We start from the raw sequence: 15,543 nt of genomic DNA, 5'->3' as shown, positions 1-15,543 counted from the left end.
ATTGATTTGGAGTAAATTTCATGAATGCGTTTGTTGGACAAACTTTTCAAATGAATCAACTGATTAGTATTAAAGAAGTTATTAAATTTGTTGGTGTAGGTAGATCAACAATCTATGAAATGATGGATGAATACTCACCTTACTATGATCCGACTTTTCCCAAAAAAGTAAAAATTACACAGAATCGTATCGGTTGGTCTGCTTATGAAATTCATCAGTGGATTGAAAATAAGTTGGCGAGCCGTGAATAGAAAGGGAGTTTTTGCTCCCTTATTTTTTTGTTTTTTAGTAGACTAATTGTGATTTTTAGCCTAAGTATTCGTAATTAAAACAATAGACTACTACAATAAGAATGCAGAAGAATTTACAGCTTCAACGTTTGAAGTTGATATGAATAGCCACCGATTTTGTAGACAACTTTTAGTTAGATAAAATGGCTAATTAACGAGGTGCTTATGAGCATGAGGCTTATAATGGGGTCTGGGCATGTGCCTCTTTATTGCATTGTGAGCGTGAATGCTTAGCTGAAGTCATAGGAAAGTTGATAATTGCCTTGAAACCAAATGGTGTGCTTTATATGTCATTTAACTATGGCGACAGTGATCGAGAAAAGAACGGTCGTCAATTTACTGATTTAAATGATGCTCAAGCGGAGGTTCTATTTAGGCAGGAATTGTATTCATAACATAAAACCATGCTGTGCTGTTTTAGTTTAAAAGCAAGAAATTATCTAATACATATGTATTTATCTAACTTTGTTGAGATGCTATAAATATTAATTAATTCAATGTTTATTTTATAAAGAAAAAATGAGTCAAGATACGAAGTACCAAGTATTTATTAGTTCAACATATACAGATTTAATAGAAGCGCGAAGTGCCGCAATTAATACTGTTTTAGAATCTTATAACTTTCCAGTAGGTATGGAATTATTTGGTGCTGATAATGATGAGCAATGGACAATTATTAAAGATTTAATTGATTCAAGTGATTTTTATATTTTAATATTGGGTCATCGATACGGTTCGATCTCGAAACAAGATGGGATTAGCTTTACAGAAAAAGAGTTCGATTACGCTATCAGTAAAGGGTTAAAGATACTTTGTTTTGTTCGTAATGATAATGTTCCTACACGCCCGCATGAACGAGATGCTAACAATGAAAATATTGATAAACTACAGCGTTTTCGAGAAAAGGTTCTGACTGATCGTTTGTGCGAATTTTGGGATACGGTAGATGATTTAAAACATAAGATTTCAAATTCACTTTATAAAAACATGAGAAAGCATCGGGGGGGCGGTTGGATCAGAGGAAACCAAATTTCAGGTCAACTTGCTGAAGAACTAGCTAAGCTCAGTGAGGAAAATAGAAAACTCCGCGAAGAAAATGAACGTATTAAAGAGTCGATTAAAGTAAAACAACCTTTACTTAAAGTAAGCATTAATGACATAGCGAATACTTCAATAGAAGAGTTTGATCAAATAGAGCTATTTTGGTTCAAATTAAGGGAGGATGACTACTATGAAAAACCTGAAAGAATTTCCACTCGCATGGAAATGCGACGTGCAGGAGATTTATTGACAACTCATTCAATTTTGGGAATGCATGATATAAAAAAATATATTCAAGAATATAATGATGAAGTTGATGCTATTTCAGAAGTAGATATAAATAATCATAATCACGCTTTAAGAGCACTTCATCAGTTAGAAGTAAGATCAAGTCAGTTAAATATTGCTGTTGAAAATATTGGTAATAATTTGGCTAACATGATTAGTGTAGAAATCGAATTTCCAAATTTTATTACAATTATTGATGATAAATCTGATGAAGATATTAAATGGTATCAAAAGAACATACAGAAAAGTTTGATTCCAAATATTAAGTCACCCGAGGCAAGACAGCAGGAATATATGTCAGGAGTGTTAAAAAACTTAGCGACTATAGATTACGGAAGTTTAATGCCAAAAGTAAATATGGGCTTAAGTGATAGCTACTCCGATGAAAATACTATTTACATTACAACTAATTCACTTTTACATACAAGAAAAATAAAATTTGATAATTATTATCTAGTTCCTAACGCTATTGATGAAGGTGTAATAAAAATAAATATTATGTGTGCGGAATATACAGATCCTATTTCTTTTGAAATACCAGTAGTTGTTACTGCTTAGAGGGGCTAATGGAAATTACTCATATCGTTGGACTGCTTGGTGCCTTAGTTGGAATTATTGGTATATTTTTTAAACGACAAGAAATCACAGCTTTGGCGCATAAAGATTATACGGCTAAACTTGATTCAACAAATAGATTTTTCGAAAACTTTTTTGAGAAATATGGAGTTAGGAGATTAGTTCTTGATAGGGCAGCACAAGAACTAGCTAGGTTGGATTATGTTGACTATGATTTTATTTGTTATCTAGTAAAGTTACATGAGGCTCGGTTAATTAATTTAGATCAAATTATTAGACTATATAAATCTGGACGTAAATTTATAGAATATACTCCCCAGCAAAATGTAAGTGCTAGTAATTTTACTAAATAATTCATTTTTTTTCGCTTTTTTTATCTCTTCTTTTATTTGATCCTTCACCGATATTATTTTTTCTCTATCTTCAATTTCCAAGATTCTCTGTTTTTTTAATAAAATGGATTTTATTTTACTATCATCATTTAATACTGTTTTTTCAAGCTCTTCTAATTTTAAAATGTGAGTATTAAGCCTTGTAAATGATTCTAAATTTATATCATCAAAGTCAAAGGAGGGTATATCTTTTAATATACTTTTTGCCCGTTCATTTAATTGGTCAATTAAATTATATAAAAGGAGACTAAACGCTTCATCTTTGCTTTTAATATCATTGAGTATGGCCTCATAGGGAGTTTTAGAGAAATTTAATTTCTTAATTTTTTTTAGTACAGTATTCCAATTATCTAATGCAATTGCAGCTTCTTTTTGTAATTCATTCTGCAGATATTCATCAAATGTTAAAAGTCTTGCAGCTGTTGCATGATCCACTACTTGTAAGCAAGTCGGACAATGATCCCCTTCTAAAACTGGAAAATTGTTATTTAAACATTCTATAAAATTTTTAACGGATTTCCACATTGTAATCCATTCTTCAGATCCGATTTCAGATATGGGTAATACAGAAAAAGTTGATTTACTTAACAAGTCTGCTGCATTTTTTGTCTGAACTTTTTTTTCATGTAATTCTTTAATTTGTTGAAATTTTTCAGATCCTAATTCATTTATAAGTGATGTCAGGAATACTTGAAGTGGGACAATTCTTAATCTTCTATTTTTATATTCTTCTCGAAGTTTTTCAGGTGTATTGTTTTCTAATTCCAATACTTCAACCCGTAGGTCAGATAGTTCTTTTAACTCTTCCTGCGTTGCACACAGCAGATCTACTTGATTTGGATCTAAAGATGCGCTTATAACTAATTTGCTAGGTGTTGTATTTGAATTCATCTTTGGCAGAACAGTGGCCGCAGCATAAAAAGTTTCTTCTGTTTTTGCTTTATTCTTTATGAATTCACTTGTTTTTAGTAATTCATCCAATAATTTTAAAGCAGTAGGTTTGAAATCTAATGGACCAGTCTTAGATAAATAGTGAATTGATGAGCTTGTATCAAAGACTCTAATTGATTTTAGGCGAGGATGTGGTTCTAGCTTATTGTTCCATTCTATTATTTCAGAAATACCATTTGATTCTATATGAAACTCAGCAGTTGGTATTCCAGCATTTACTTGAAAGATATTACTTCTTAGTTCTGGTGGCTCACCTCTGGTTAGACATGCATTCTTAAGTATTTTTGCATAACTTGATTTTCCAGCTCCATTATGCCCATAAATAACTGTTAATCCAGTAGTTGAAAATTCAATTTTTTTTGTGATACAAGATTTGAGATATTAGTTGTATTTCCAATAGAAACTAATCTTGTCTCTTCTACTTCTTCATGATAACCCGTAAGTTCTACTGGCTTAGTTAATGAAGGGTAGTTTGCACACTTTTCTTCTAGTCCAAATTCCATTTTAGCAATTAAATATGCTTCCTCAAGTTCTACAGATGATAACTCACCACATTCAATGGCTCGATTTATGGTGAATCGCCACCAGTTTGGTTTACTTTTATTATTTAGAAGCTCACATATTTTAGATGCTACAGGCATTATTTTCCCCTGAATTTATTATATGGAATTAGTGATTTTTATAATATATCAGTAACAATGAATAATTTATGTCATCATAACTTTAGTCTAGGTTAAGTGTATATATTAAAGACCTTATTTTAAAGATGTCCCAAATTCGAGCTGTGTAGCTAAACCACTTATAGAGTAATTATGCGTAGCTTTTTCAACGATCCACTTCAGCTAGTCTACCTCAGCTTTAAAGCCCTGAAGCTTAATGGGGGACCCTGTACTGATCTGTGGTACACCATACGCTAAATTGATACTGAATTTCGCCATTTGGCGCTTAATCTCAGCCATCTTCGCAGCACTCACACGTTCAGCTTCGACTTTGTTGGTAAATGTCCCTTTTAAGTGTTTCACCTTGCCTTTCTCACCAGTGATAACCTTTTCACGTTTGGCTTTACCAGTGACATGGTAGCTTGTAGATACACCCGTATAGTCTGAGTCACGGTCTTGCTTTGAATAACGGAATTGGTCGCCATTTTTACGGGTAATGGTGATTAATGGTAAATCTTTACCAGAAGCAGTTTTTGCGGTACCAGTTTTAAAAATTAGTAAACGATCTTTTTAATCACCATTTCAGCGTCATTTTGCTTTGAGATCCGAACAAGTAGATTGAGATCTGATTCATTAGTCTGGTCGATATGCTGAAGGTCGATCTTCTTTAGGTCATCGGCCATGACTAAAGTTAAGTATTGACGTTTCTTGCGTCCTGTAGCCATAGTATTGTTTGCGTATTGCCTTGGTTATTAAAAGTTTATAAAGGAAGGGTAAAATTGAGTATAAATCCAGATTGAATTTTAAGCTAATGCTAAGTTTTTAATGGATATTTATTCCAAGTTAAACTGACACCATCTCAATCGGAAAGCTAATATAATGATAGAGTGAATTTTAGATATTTTTTAGTTTTCTTTATCTATCATTAATCAATACTTCTAGGTCTAGAGGAGCTTGGAAAATTAGTTTCTAATAATGCTCTTCAATCTTAAACAGTTGCAATAGGCGTAACTGGAGACCCCACAGCTCCTGTCAAACGTAATGGAGGAGCCGTTAATAAAAAGCTAGACCGATGATGAGTTCTTAAATATTTAGCTAAATCAGATAAATACCATAACTCACCTAAAGGAATTCCAAGTTTAAATAGACAATGTTGATGTAAAGGTAAGGCTGAACAGCAAGACTGTCTTTGGCTATATGGAAATTCTTCAACTGAGTAATTATCAGCAGCTATTGCAGCAATTCCTGAATCTGTAATCCATTCCAATAACTTTGGATCGCCACCATTTAATACAGCGCCGGTTCGATTTAGAACTTTAATATTGGGAGACTTATTCATTTTTAATAGTGCTTCTGCATAACCTGTATGTAAACAGAGAATATCTCCTACGCCAATTTTTAATTGATCCTTTTCAATAATATCTTTAATAATTTCATATCCGACATTAGTCCTTTCTGTACCAAGATGATGAGCTAAATCAATCATTACAGCCCGGCCTTGTAAACCATGTTCAGCTAGATGTTCGATACCTAATTTTATTGCAGAGGACGTGCTTTGGCTTTTTATATTTTGGAGGCCAGTATCTTCTAAGCAATCAGGATAGATCATAGAATCTCTTGCGGAAAATCCATTATAGTAAGCTGCTTCTTCTTCTCCATTTTTATATAGGTCAAACATAGTACCTACATGAGCGAAAGCGTCCCATTGTGTGGAATACTGCAAGTGTAAAATAGCTAAGTCGTCACTCATGACATCAGAGATTTCATGATCAAATTGATTCATTTCACAGTTAAAATTGACTTTACCATATCGTTGTAATGGACGAAGAATTGGAGGATTTCTATTTATATTTAGTGCATTACCACCAGGATAGTCCAATGGTAAACTTAAGCAAAAAGTTTTTCCTTCTTTAACCTCTCGGATACCTTCAAGTACTTTTTCAGCGTTAATTAAGTTTAAACGACCAATACGATCATCATCACCAAAATCTCCCCAATTTGATCCCTTAGGACGTTGTAACCATCTTCTCATGATACTTTTTCCTTAGTAAATTTATTTAGACAGGAGTTGCTCCGATACTCATACCGCCACACACGTATAGAGTCTGGCCTGTAACAAAACTTGCTTCATCACTTAAAAAATATGAACATGCATGTGCAATATCTGAAGGTTGTCCCAGTCGTTTTACAGGAATACTTTGTAAAATCTGTTGCGTTACGGGTGAATCGGGTGGGTTAGCTGCGGTGAAAAGCTCTGTTTCTATTGGACCCGGTGCAATCGAATTTACAGTAATACCATAAACACCAAGTTCTAGCGCTGCTACTCTACTTAAGCCAATAAGGCCAGCTTTGCTCACTGCATAAGCACTTCGCTGTGTTTTACCTAAAGCTGCTCTAGAAGACATATTAACAATACGTCCAAAGTTTTCTGATTTCATATTTGGAAGTAGGGCTTGAATACACTGTAAGGAGCATCGTACATTGAGACTAAGTACTTGATTAAAATCGTCTAAACTTTGATTCTCAATATTGTCTGGTTTGACCATTCCAACATTATTCACTAAGCGAGTAATGGGGCCATCTTTTAGAAGCTTTTTCAGTGCGGCGGCAGTTGCTTCTACATCTAATAAATCGACTTCTATATCCGCACTCTCTTTATCTAAAATAATTGGATACCATCCATTTTTTTTACATTGTTGAGCAATTGCAGCACCGATTCCTCGAGCACCGCCTGTGATGAGAACTTTATTAATTTTTGACATGATTACATTCCTTGTAAAAAAAGCATGGTAAAACCATGCTCTCCATATTTTTATAAGCAAAATTTTCCGTCCAAATAAGCCTTTCTCCAGCGGTCTATTTTGATTTTCTGAAATAGACCTCCAATGTAAAAAGGATCTTGTTCAATAAATTTTTGAGCAGCTTCTCTTGAAGCTACATCAATAATATAAATTCCACCGCCTAAGTCTTGGCCATTATCATCCAACTTTGCGCCACAAGCTAAAAGTAGTTCAAGATTTTGATTTAGATAATCTAAATGATCCTGTCTTAATTTTTTTCTAAGAAGTTGATGGTCTATTTTGTCCCAGGTTTCTACAACATAAGGCATTTTAATTTCCTCGTATATTAAGCTCTATTAGAATGAAAATGGATATTCAAGAATTAAACGGACTTCATCAATATTCCCATATCTATAGCCTTTAGTTGCTCTATGAGTGGCTTGACGAAGACGAACATCAAGATCTTTCGCAATGCCTTGCTTAACTTTGTAACGTAATTCGATATCTCTTTCCCAATGTTTGTTATCTATACTCTGGTCATAAACATGACGTTTGGTGTAAAAAACATTATCACTCCCTGTATTATCCATATCCCAGCCATATAGATAACGAGTCATAAATGATAAACCATCAACTCCATAAGGTGAGAAGTCGATTTCATATTTAACTTGAGCTGATTTTTCTTTGGCCTCAGTAAATGTTGAGAACTGCACAGTATTGGGGGTACTAGGAATTCCTCCATTATTGTTAAATCCTATCCAGTCAAAGGGCTCGTCACCTAATACTTGTTGATAAGCTAAACTGAAATTGTGGTTAGATAATTTATAGGTTCCCATTACTGAAACAATACTTGTACTAATATTTCCGCCCGTGGCATCACCTGTATCTCGGTTAATATAGTTATTTGTTTGTAGATTGAAATTTGATTGAGCATCAATTTGATGTTTATATTTTGCTCCTAAATAATATTGCATCCAGACATTCTCTAATTCTGAAATATAAGCAGAAGTTTCAATATTATCGTGTTTATGGGTTGCTCCTATATAGGCAACATAATCACCTTGAATTCCATTATTGTAATCAGTATTAAAATAGTTTAAGCGATCGGTCGAATCAACAGGGCTCATCTGCGTAAAATAACCAAAATCTAAATTGAGATTCTCAAAGCTCTGATCCTTAATCGATAGACCTGTCGACATTGAAGGAAGTAGACGCGAATAATTGGTTCCAAGAATAGGATTGTTCGGGAATTGATTACCTAGTACTGCTTCAGTTTCCTTATATTTTGCCCGTAAGGCACCGCCAAATTCGGCGGTTGCCGATTTAGGTTTTCCTGTCGAGTCGACTTCTAAATTATTTGTACCAGTTCGATATCCATCACTATCGAGTTTTAAAGCAATCAGGCCATAACCGTTTAAACCGAACTGTATAGGCGTATCTGTCCAACCTGTCTCTATGTTGGCAATGAAACCTTGGGTCCATTCTTCACGATAACCTTTACGTTCAGATACAGGTAATTGAGCATTCTGTCCGGCAGAATTAAATTCACCTTTACGAAAGTCGCGATTGAAATAATAGTTTTTTGCTAGCACATTAAATTTTGTATCATCAATAACATCAGCCCGAGTTGTATTGATACTGGTTATGGATAGGCAAAGAGTACCCATAACCAGTAAATTTTTATTTACTGGTTTTTTCATTTTTTTAAATCCTTTTAAGTATTAAAAATAATTATTCAGACAGTTGAGGGGATCAATTAAACACGATCCCAAGTATCTGAAGGTTCAAAGATAAATCCATTATCTTGTTTACGAATGTAGCCACAATACGGGTCACCAAAGTGAACAGGCAAGAGTAAAGCTTCTCGGCTTACAGCACGCTCCAAGCATTCAAGCCGAGTTTTTCGTGCGATATCCGGCCAAATGCAATAACCTGAATTGATTTCAGGACGAACAATTTGTAGTGGACTATGGAATACGTCGCCACAAAAGATTGCTTCTTCTCCTTGAGAGCTAACACGAAAAGTGACTTGTCCTGGGCTATGACCGGGTGCAGGCTCTACAACTAAGCAATCGGCAATTTCAGTGTGAGGTTTTATAAACTCAACCAGACCTTCGTTAAATACGGGCATTACACTATCGAAGAAGGAATCACCAAAAACATCGATAACGCCAGGTTCTTTATTTTTTCCTTCATGACAAAAATCAAAGTCCTCTTTAGGTAAATAGTATTTGGCATTAGGGAAGGTTGGTGTCCAGCGGTTGTCTTTCCAAATCGTATTCCAGCCAACATGGTCAGAGTGTAAATGGGTAATCACCACATGAGTTACCTTTTCAGGAGGTGCGCCAGCAGCTGTCATCCACTCAGTGATCAAGTTATTCAGCATATGCATCCGAGGAATTTCTGGACGTTGTTTGAAATTACCAACACCGGTATCAATCACAATAATATTATTACCCGCATGAACCACCCAAAATTGAATACTGACAATAAGACGATTCATTTGTGGAATCCAATGATGTGGTGCAAGCATATCTTTATGCTCTTCTAACAGACTTTGATCTGCTGTCGGAAATAAAAATTTTGGATCATGGCTCGGGCCAGCATATTCATGAATACGGGTTACTTTTACTTCACCAATCATTCTTGATTCAATCATGGGTCACTCCTTAACAAATATTCTTTAATTTAATACTTAAACATGTTCAAATAGGGCAGCTAAACCTTGTCCACCACCAATACACATAGTCTCTAAACCATATCGAGCATTACGGCGTTTCATCTCATGTACTAAAGACGTCATGATACGAAGTCCTGTTGCACCAATAGGATGACCCAGAGAAATTCCTGAACCGTTCACATTGATATGAGAAGTATCAGTAATATTTAAGCCTTTGATTACTGCTAAGGCTTGAGCTGCAAAGGCTTCATTGATTTCGATCAAATCAATTTCTTTAAGAGACATATCTAGTTTTTTAAGTAGTTTATTCACCGCAGATACAGGGCCAATACCCATTCGGCTTGGATCGCAACCTGCCGCGCTCCAGCCGGTGATTTTGGCTATCGGTTGCAAATGATGTTTTTCTAAATATTCTTTACTTACAATTAGGCAGCCTGCAGCAGCATCGTTTTGTTGACTTGAGTTACCTGCGGTGGTGACACCATTTGGCAATAAGGTTTTTAGTTTAGCTAAACTTTCAATAGTACTATTTGCACGAATACCTTCATCAAAATCAATAATTTTGGATTCTTTTTTGGATTTCACTTCAAGCGGAATCACTTCCTCTTTAAACTTTCCTGTATCCCAAGCTTGCTGGGCTTTTTGATGACTTTGTAGAGCAAAAGCATCACACTCTTCACGACCAATATTATAGTCTCGGGCCAGATTATCAGCAGTTTCTGGCATGCCTGAAATAGCTCCAAAGCGTTCAATCGGCTGAGATCTTTCACGACCACGTTCCAGTCGATCAAAGAAAGTGACATTACCTGCGCGGCTACCCCAACGCATATTGGTAGAGTAATATTCAATATTACTCATACTTTCTACACCAACAACCATAATAGCTTCAGCATTTCCGGATTGAATGGTCATTGCTGCATTGATAATCGCTTGTAAGCCTGAACCACAACGTCGATCTAATGTATAACCGGGAACTTCAATTGGAAGTCCTGCAGCTAAAGCCGCATAGCGTCCAATACAAGGTGCCTCACTAGATGAGTATGACTGCGCAATAATGACGTCATCTAAAGTGCTAGTATCTATTCCAGTTTTCTCTACGATGGATTGAATGACTTTTACAGCGAGATCGACTGCAGTTAAAGAGGCAAGTACACCACCAAATTTACCAATTGGGGTACGCAGTGGGCTGATAATATAAGCGTCTTTCATTTTGAATTCCTTTAAATTAGTGCCAAATCCATAGCCTGTTGTTCAAGTTCTTTTTGAAAATGGGGATGTGCAATTGCAATCATTTTTTTAATGCGTTGGGGAATGCTTAAACCGCGTAAATCGGCGATTCCATATTCAGTCACAATCAGCCCGGCATCACTGCGCGGTGTAGACACGGGGCCTTGTAGCTTGCTTACGATACGACTAAAACTTTTTCCAGAAGCAGGCAGGGCAATAATTGAAACGCCCCCATGAGACTGATTGGCTGCACGAATAAAGTCTAAAGCTCCACCTACAGCGCCCACATAGGTTTTATTGGCAATCTCAGCATTTACCTGACCTGTTAAATCAACTTCAATTGCCGAGTTGATCGCAATAAATTTTTGAATAGCAGCAAGAGTCGCAGCATGATGGGTATATTCGGTTGAACGCAGTTCAATGCCTGAATTTTGATGAACAAATTGATGTAATTTAGAAGAACCTACAATTAAACCTGTGATGGTTTTTCCAGGATTAATACTTTTTTTCTGATTGGTAATCACCCCTTTTTGCATCAATTCTGCAACACCATCACTAATAATGCCTGAATGAATACCTAAATGTTGATGTTGATCCAAAGCCTGCATAATGGCCTCGGGAATAGAGCCAATTCCAAGTTGTAAAGTTGAATGATCGGGGATGCAAGAGGCAACATTTTGAGCAATTCTTTGAGTAGTTGCTGAATAATCAGCACTATGTTGTGCTTCGATTTTCCGGTCGGTATACACCATCACATCAAAATCAGCCTCAGTTAAATATTCATCCGAATACACCCAAGGTGCTTGCTGATTGACTTCTGCAATCACAATTCGAGCATGTCGGAGGGCAGATTTTAAATAATCTTGTGCCAAGCTATAACTATATTGTCCTTGAGCATTTGCTGCTGAAACCTGAATCAATACAACATCTAGTTTAAGCTGTTGATCTTCGATTAAACGGGGAAGTTGCGAATAATGCACAGGCACAATATCTAAAACCTGATGTTGTGCAAGGGTTCGATTATGTCCTGCACCACAATAGCTCAGATATTCAACATGTTCGGAGTATTCAGGTAGGCAAGTAGGAAACTGGCTAATACCTAAAAAAACTTTAAGTTTCCCAATTTTTTTACGATTTTGAATTAAATTTTGAGTAAGCGGTATGGGCTCAGCTTGAGCCTGGCCCCATACCACGCGATCACCATGTCGAACATAGCTGGATAAATCAAGCTGAGAAATATCGTATATCTTTTCCATGATGATCATCCTTGATCTTAAAAGGTATTCAGCGTTAGTGAATTGAAGATGGGTGTTGAGATAATGCTGTCACTTTAATATCCATATAGGGAAATAAAGGCAAACTCATCAGTAAATCATGTAATTCATTATTGCTTTCAACATCAAAAATACTGATGTTGGAATATTTACCTGTGACACGCCATAAATGTGGCCATTTACCTGCTTTCTGTAGATCAATAGCACGTTCTTTTTCAGCGCGTTTAATTTCATCCATTTTTACAGGATCACTATCTAATGGAATTTTTACAGTCATTTCTACACAAAAAAGCATATTTATTATCCTTAATATTTGATGAATAAGTCTTATCCGACGTCTTTGGTTATAAATGGCTTCAACTTGCCAATGAAAGTCTTGCCATGTTCAAACCAGTTTTTACGAATTTCAGAGTTCATATAATTTTGCATTTGTTGTTCATTTTCGAACCAGCATTCTCCAATAGCATCGACATCCGGCACATCAAAGAAGGGAACATGAATATCGGTAGGTTCTGAAGCAATCAAGCGAACTTCATATTTATATAAACCTGGAATACCGGCTGACATTTCAAAGTGGCGTAGACATTCTTGATCAAATTTTTCTTTACTCATGTCTTCTGGTTTAGCAAGTAAATAAAGGATACGGATCATATTTAAACTCCCTGTTTTTGATAATGATGAGATATTAAGTTAGGTTCATCTTTAGGCACTCTAATGAGTAAAATAGAGACTGTTGCTAAGCCGTAAGCTGTTAAGCAGAACAAACCGATCGAGGGAGCAAGACCTAATGATTCAGCAAGAATACCCACACCAACGACTGATAGAGCACCAAATGATTTTCCGACATTGTAGGAAAAGCCCATACCTGTGGTACGAATATGAGTCGGAAATAAGTCTGTTAAAAATGGTCCAAGTGCTGCAAACATACCGATTGAAGAGAAACCGACAAAGAAGCCCAGTGCCAAGGTGATGTATTGATTCATTGCAATCAACATATACACCACGGTCACAATCCAGCTCAAAATAGACATACCAATCAGAGTCTGTTTACGACCCCATTTATCAGCTAGATAAGCTGTAAACATAAAGCCTGCAAATGCTCCTGCAGCCATAATTAAAATCGTGACAATTTTAGAACTTGGACTCAGTCCACGCTCATTCATCAGGGTCGGAATCCAAATAAGAATGGCATAGCATGCTGCTTGTAAACCTATAACGAGTAAACTTGCGAAAATGGTTGAACGTAAATATTCTTTTTTGAAAATAGAACTAAAAGATGCTTTCTCAATATTTTCTTTATTTTTAGCCACATCATTAACGAATTTAACTGATTCTTTCACATTACGGCGAATATAAATCACAATTAAAGCGGGAATGACACCAGTCCAAAAAACCACACGCCAAGACCATTCTGGTGGTAGCATCGTAATAAGTATTGTGGCTACAATCACCGATCCTGCCCAACCTAAAGCCATTCCTGACTGGACAAAGCCGACAGCCTTATTTTTGTGTTTTGCAGAAACAGCTTCGGCCATGAGTGCCGCACCCACAGCCCATTCGCCACCAAAACCAAGACCTTGTAGCGTCCTTGCGACTAAAAGCTGTTCATAGTTTTGTGCAAATCCTGCCAGTATGCCAAAAAATGTAAACCATAAAATAGTAAACATCAGGATTTTTACACGACCATAACGGTCGGCCAAAATACCTGCGATCCATCCACCAATGGCAGTAACAATCAGGGCAACTGTACCAATCAGGCCAACCTGAGTTTGGGTAAGAGCCCAAGTTGCCATAATGACGGGTAATAAAAAACTAAAAATTTGCATGTCATAAGAGTCAAGAGCCCATCCTGCATAACATGCCCAAAATGTCTTTTTCTGGTTGGAATCCGATTCCTTGTACCAATTTAACATTCCCATTTACATCTCCTTTGTAAAATCGATTTATAATTTATTTCATTCTTGAAAAATCCAGCGGTACATCTGTAATAGTTTGGATATATTCGGGTGTATGAGGTGAAACGATATCAATTACAAATACTTGGCCTTTAATAAATTCAAAAGTCGCAATCTCTGTATAAACACGGTTTACGCAGGCCAATCCAGTTAATGGATAGCTACATTCTTCTAAAATTTTACTTTGGCCTTGCTTGGTTAAATGTTCCATCATGACGTAAACATTTTGTGCGCCTGAAGCAAGATCCATTGCACCACCTACAGCAGGAATGGCATCTGGATGTCCTGTATGCCAATTGGCTAGATCACCGTTGGCTGAAATTTGGAATGCACCTAAAATACAGTAATCCAAATGTCCACCGCGCATCATTCCAAAAGAGTCCGCATGATGAAAAAAGGCACCACCTTTTTTTAAATCAATCGCTTCTTTTCCGGCATTGATCAAATCCCAATTTTCTTTACCCTTTTCAGCTTGAGTCCATTGACCTAAAACACCATTTTCACTTTGTAGAATCACTTCTTTATCAGTGAAATAGTCTGCAACTAGAGTCGGTAAACCAATACCTAAATTGACATATGAACCTTCTGGTATATCTTGAGCCACACGTTGAGCAAGATTATTTTTTTGTTGGATATCCATAATGCTTATGCTCCAATTTCACTTTTTAGTGTCACACGATCGACAAAAATTCCAGGAGTAATAATGATTTCTGGGTCTAAATCACCAAGTTCACAGATTTGATCTACAGCGACTAAAGTAGTTTTTGCAGCCATAGCCATAATAGGAGCGAAATTACGTGCAGTTTTGTTGTAAATTAGATTGCCCCATCGATCGCCTGCCTTGGCATAAATCAGGCTGTAATCTACGGCCAAAGCTTTCTCAAAGACGTAACCTTGACCATCTATTTCTTTGGTCTCTTTATTTTCTGAAAGTAAGGTGCCATAAGCTGTACGTGTATAAAACCCACCGATACCGCAACCAGCAGCTCTTAAACGTTCTGCAAGCGTACCTTGAGGTACAACTTCAAGTTCAATTTCATTATTGCGATATAGTTCTTCAAAAACATATGCGTCTTTTTGGCGAGGGAAAGAACAAATTAGTTTTTTGACGCGTTTAGCTTTGAGTAGTGCTGCAAGACCTTGATCACCATTCCCCGCATTATTACTTACAATAGTTAGATCTTTCGCACCTTGTTCAATGAGTGCATCGATAAGTTGATTGGGCATACCAGATCCACCAAAGCCACCAATTGCAATGATTGAACCATCTTGAATGTCTATGACAATATCCTTTGCCGAATTGAAGATTTTATTGATCATCTTACTACCTTGTAAAATTCAAGTTTCTTATACTTAATAGTAAGGTCACACATTCTAGTGTTTGGCACAATTTTATAATTTGAAATCTGTGTTAACCTCTAGTTAACGCA

18 protein-coding genes and 1 pseudogene are annotated in these 15,543 nt (G+C 36.2%); 4 read left to right on the top strand and 15 right to left on the bottom strand.

Annotated features, from left to right (window positions below; translation table 11 throughout):
* Window positions 1-20: 20 nt before the first annotated feature.
* From ABZP31_RS10575 to ABZP31_RS10560, 4 genes and pseudogenes are all read left to right on the top strand, one after another.
* Window positions 21-251 carry an AlpA family transcriptional regulator gene (locus ABZP31_RS10575; protein ID WP_005015568.1) on the top strand — a complete coding sequence of 77 codons (231 nt, stop codon included), beginning with the start codon at window positions 21-23 and terminating at the stop codon, window positions 249-251.
* Window positions 252-324: 73 nt separating this feature from the next.
* Window positions 325-685: pseudogene (locus ABZP31_RS10570) on the top strand (hypothetical protein).
* A gap of 124 nt (window positions 686-809) precedes the next feature.
* Window positions 810-2,177 carry a DUF4062 domain-containing protein gene (locus tag ABZP31_RS10565; protein ID WP_005015566.1) on the top strand — a complete coding sequence of 456 codons (1,368 nt, stop codon included), beginning with the start codon at window positions 810-812 and terminating at the stop codon, window positions 2,175-2,177.
* Window positions 2,178-2,185: 8 nt separating this feature from the next.
* A complete protein-coding gene (locus ABZP31_RS10560; RefSeq protein WP_005015564.1) occupies window positions 2,186-2,548 on the top strand; it encodes a hypothetical protein in 363 nt (120 codons plus the stop codon).
* Here ABZP31_RS10560 and ABZP31_RS10555 read toward each other — a convergent pair.
* From ABZP31_RS10555 to ABZP31_RS10485, 15 genes are all read right to left on the bottom strand, one after another.
* Complete coding sequence (locus ABZP31_RS10555; RefSeq protein WP_005015562.1) at window positions 2,474-3,568, bottom strand: hypothetical protein; 1,095 nt, start codon at window positions 3,566-3,568, stop codon at window positions 2,474-2,476. The genes ABZP31_RS10560 and ABZP31_RS10555 overlap by 75 nt on opposite strands.
* A gap of 299 nt (window positions 3,569-3,867) precedes the next feature.
* Complete coding sequence (locus ABZP31_RS10550) at window positions 3,868-4,179, bottom strand: hypothetical protein (RefSeq protein ID WP_005015560.1); 312 nt, start codon at window positions 4,177-4,179, stop codon at window positions 3,868-3,870.
* A 201-nt stretch (window positions 4,180-4,380) separates the two neighbouring features.
* A complete protein-coding gene (locus ABZP31_RS10545) occupies window positions 4,381-4,560 on the bottom strand; it encodes a hypothetical protein (RefSeq protein WP_005404902.1) in 180 nt (59 codons plus the stop codon).
* Between the two features lie 625 nt (window positions 4,561-5,185).
* The gene (locus ABZP31_RS10540; RefSeq protein ID WP_005015557.1) at window positions 5,186-6,229 is read right to left on the bottom strand and encodes a cyclase family protein; all 1,044 of its coding nucleotides are present in this window, start codon (window positions 6,227-6,229) and stop codon (window positions 5,186-5,188) included.
* Between the two features lie 25 nt (window positions 6,230-6,254).
* The gene (locus ABZP31_RS10535; RefSeq protein WP_005015554.1) at window positions 6,255-6,959 is read right to left on the bottom strand and encodes an SDR family oxidoreductase; all 705 of its coding nucleotides are present in this window, start codon (window positions 6,957-6,959) and stop codon (window positions 6,255-6,257) included.
* A gap of 50 nt (window positions 6,960-7,009) precedes the next feature.
* Entirely contained in the window at window positions 7,010-7,306 is a 297-nt protein-coding gene (locus ABZP31_RS10530; protein WP_005015552.1) for a YciI family protein, read from the bottom strand.
* A 27-nt stretch (window positions 7,307-7,333) separates the two neighbouring features.
* On the bottom strand, window positions 7,334-8,677 hold the full coding sequence (locus ABZP31_RS10525; RefSeq protein WP_005015549.1) for an OprD family outer membrane porin: 1,344 nt from the start codon (window positions 8,675-8,677) through the stop codon (window positions 7,334-7,336).
* 56 nt (window positions 8,678-8,733) lie between these two features.
* Window positions 8,734-9,636: an MBL fold metallo-hydrolase gene (locus ABZP31_RS10520; RefSeq protein WP_005015547.1), complete on the bottom strand. Its 903-nt coding sequence runs from the start codon at window positions 9,634-9,636 to the stop codon at window positions 8,734-8,736.
* Window positions 9,637-9,672: 36 nt separating this feature from the next.
* Window positions 9,673-10,866 (bottom strand): acetyl-CoA C-acetyltransferase, encoded by a 1,194-nt coding sequence (locus ABZP31_RS10515; RefSeq protein ID WP_005015545.1) that lies wholly within the window; start codon window positions 10,864-10,866, stop codon window positions 9,673-9,675.
* Window positions 10,867-10,877: 11 nt separating this feature from the next.
* Window positions 10,878-12,140: an acetyl-CoA hydrolase/transferase C-terminal domain-containing protein gene (locus tag ABZP31_RS10510; protein ID WP_005015544.1), complete on the bottom strand. Its 1,263-nt coding sequence runs from the start codon at window positions 12,138-12,140 to the stop codon at window positions 10,878-10,880.
* A gap of 34 nt (window positions 12,141-12,174) precedes the next feature.
* Entirely contained in the window at window positions 12,175-12,453 is a 279-nt protein-coding gene (catC, locus tag ABZP31_RS10505) for a muconolactone Delta-isomerase (protein WP_005015541.1), read from the bottom strand.
* A 32-nt stretch (window positions 12,454-12,485) separates the two neighbouring features.
* Window positions 12,486-12,809, bottom strand: a complete 324-nt coding sequence (locus tag ABZP31_RS10500; protein WP_005015538.1) for an EthD domain-containing protein — start codon at window positions 12,807-12,809, stop codon at window positions 12,486-12,488.
* A gap of 2 nt (window positions 12,810-12,811) precedes the next feature.
* Window positions 12,812-14,077, bottom strand: a complete 1,266-nt coding sequence (locus tag ABZP31_RS10495) for an MFS transporter (protein WP_005015535.1) — start codon at window positions 14,075-14,077, stop codon at window positions 12,812-12,814.
* Window positions 14,078-14,108: 31 nt separating this feature from the next.
* A complete protein-coding gene (locus ABZP31_RS10490; RefSeq protein WP_005015530.1) occupies window positions 14,109-14,753 on the bottom strand; it encodes a 3-oxoacid CoA-transferase subunit B in 645 nt (214 codons plus the stop codon).
* A 5-nt stretch (window positions 14,754-14,758) separates the two neighbouring features.
* Window positions 14,759-15,433, bottom strand: a complete 675-nt coding sequence (locus tag ABZP31_RS10485) for a 3-oxoacid CoA-transferase subunit A (RefSeq protein ID WP_005015526.1) — start codon at window positions 15,431-15,433, stop codon at window positions 14,759-14,761.
* Window positions 15,434-15,543 lie beyond the last annotated feature (110 nt).

It is taken from the genome of Acinetobacter sp. FL, from assembly GCF_040744925.1.
Classification (GTDB): domain Bacteria; phylum Pseudomonadota; class Gammaproteobacteria; order Pseudomonadales; family Moraxellaceae; genus Acinetobacter; species Acinetobacter radioresistens.
The sequence above is the reverse complement of the archived record's forward strand: the minus strand, read 5'-3'. Positions and strand labels throughout refer to the sequence as shown.

Excerpts from the sequence above, each read along its gene's own strand:
- ABZP31_RS10575 (WP_005015568.1), top strand. The coding sequence starts at position 21 with ATGAATGCGTTTGTTGGACAAACTTTTCAAATGAATCAACTGATTAGT.
- ABZP31_RS10565 (WP_005015566.1), top strand. The coding sequence starts at position 810 with ATGAGTCAAGATACGAAGTACCAAGTATTTATTAGTTCAACATATACA.
- ABZP31_RS10560 (WP_005015564.1), top strand. The coding sequence starts at position 2,186 with ATGGAAATTACTCATATCGTTGGACTGCTTGGTGCCTTAGTTGGAATT.
- ABZP31_RS10550 (WP_005015560.1), bottom strand. The coding sequence starts at position 4,179 with ATGCCTGTAGCATCTAAAATATGTGAGCTTCTAAATAATAAAAGTAAA.
- ABZP31_RS10540 (WP_005015557.1), bottom strand. The coding sequence starts at position 6,229 with ATGAGAAGATGGTTACAACGTCCTAAGGGATCAAATTGGGGAGATTTT.
- ABZP31_RS10535 (WP_005015554.1), bottom strand. The coding sequence starts at position 6,959 with ATGTCAAAAATTAATAAAGTTCTCATCACAGGCGGTGCTCGAGGAATC.
- ABZP31_RS10530 (WP_005015552.1), bottom strand. The coding sequence starts at position 7,306 with ATGCCTTATGTTGTAGAAACCTGGGACAAAATAGACCATCAACTTCTT.
- ABZP31_RS10525 (WP_005015549.1), bottom strand. The coding sequence starts at position 8,677 with ATGAAAAAACCAGTAAATAAAAATTTACTGGTTATGGGTACTCTTTGC.
- ABZP31_RS10520 (WP_005015547.1), bottom strand. The coding sequence starts at position 9,636 with ATGATTGAATCAAGAATGATTGGTGAAGTAAAAGTAACCCGTATTCAT.
- ABZP31_RS10515 (WP_005015545.1), bottom strand. The coding sequence starts at position 10,866 with ATGAAAGACGCTTATATTATCAGCCCACTGCGTACCCCAATTGGTAAA.
- ABZP31_RS10510 (WP_005015544.1), bottom strand. The coding sequence starts at position 12,140 with ATGGAAAAGATATACGATATTTCTCAGCTTGATTTATCCAGCTATGTT.
- catC (WP_005015541.1), bottom strand. The coding sequence starts at position 12,453 with ATGCTTTTTTGTGTAGAAATGACTGTAAAAATTCCATTAGATAGTGAT.
- ABZP31_RS10500 (WP_005015538.1), bottom strand. The coding sequence starts at position 12,809 with ATGATCCGTATCCTTTATTTACTTGCTAAACCAGAAGACATGAGTAAA.
- ABZP31_RS10495 (WP_005015535.1), bottom strand. The coding sequence starts at position 14,077 with ATGGGAATGTTAAATTGGTACAAGGAATCGGATTCCAACCAGAAAAAG.
- ABZP31_RS10490 (WP_005015530.1), bottom strand. The coding sequence starts at position 14,753 with ATGGATATCCAACAAAAAAATAATCTTGCTCAACGTGTGGCTCAAGAT.
- ABZP31_RS10485 (WP_005015526.1), bottom strand. The coding sequence starts at position 15,433 with ATGATCAATAAAATCTTCAATTCGGCAAAGGATATTGTCATAGACATT.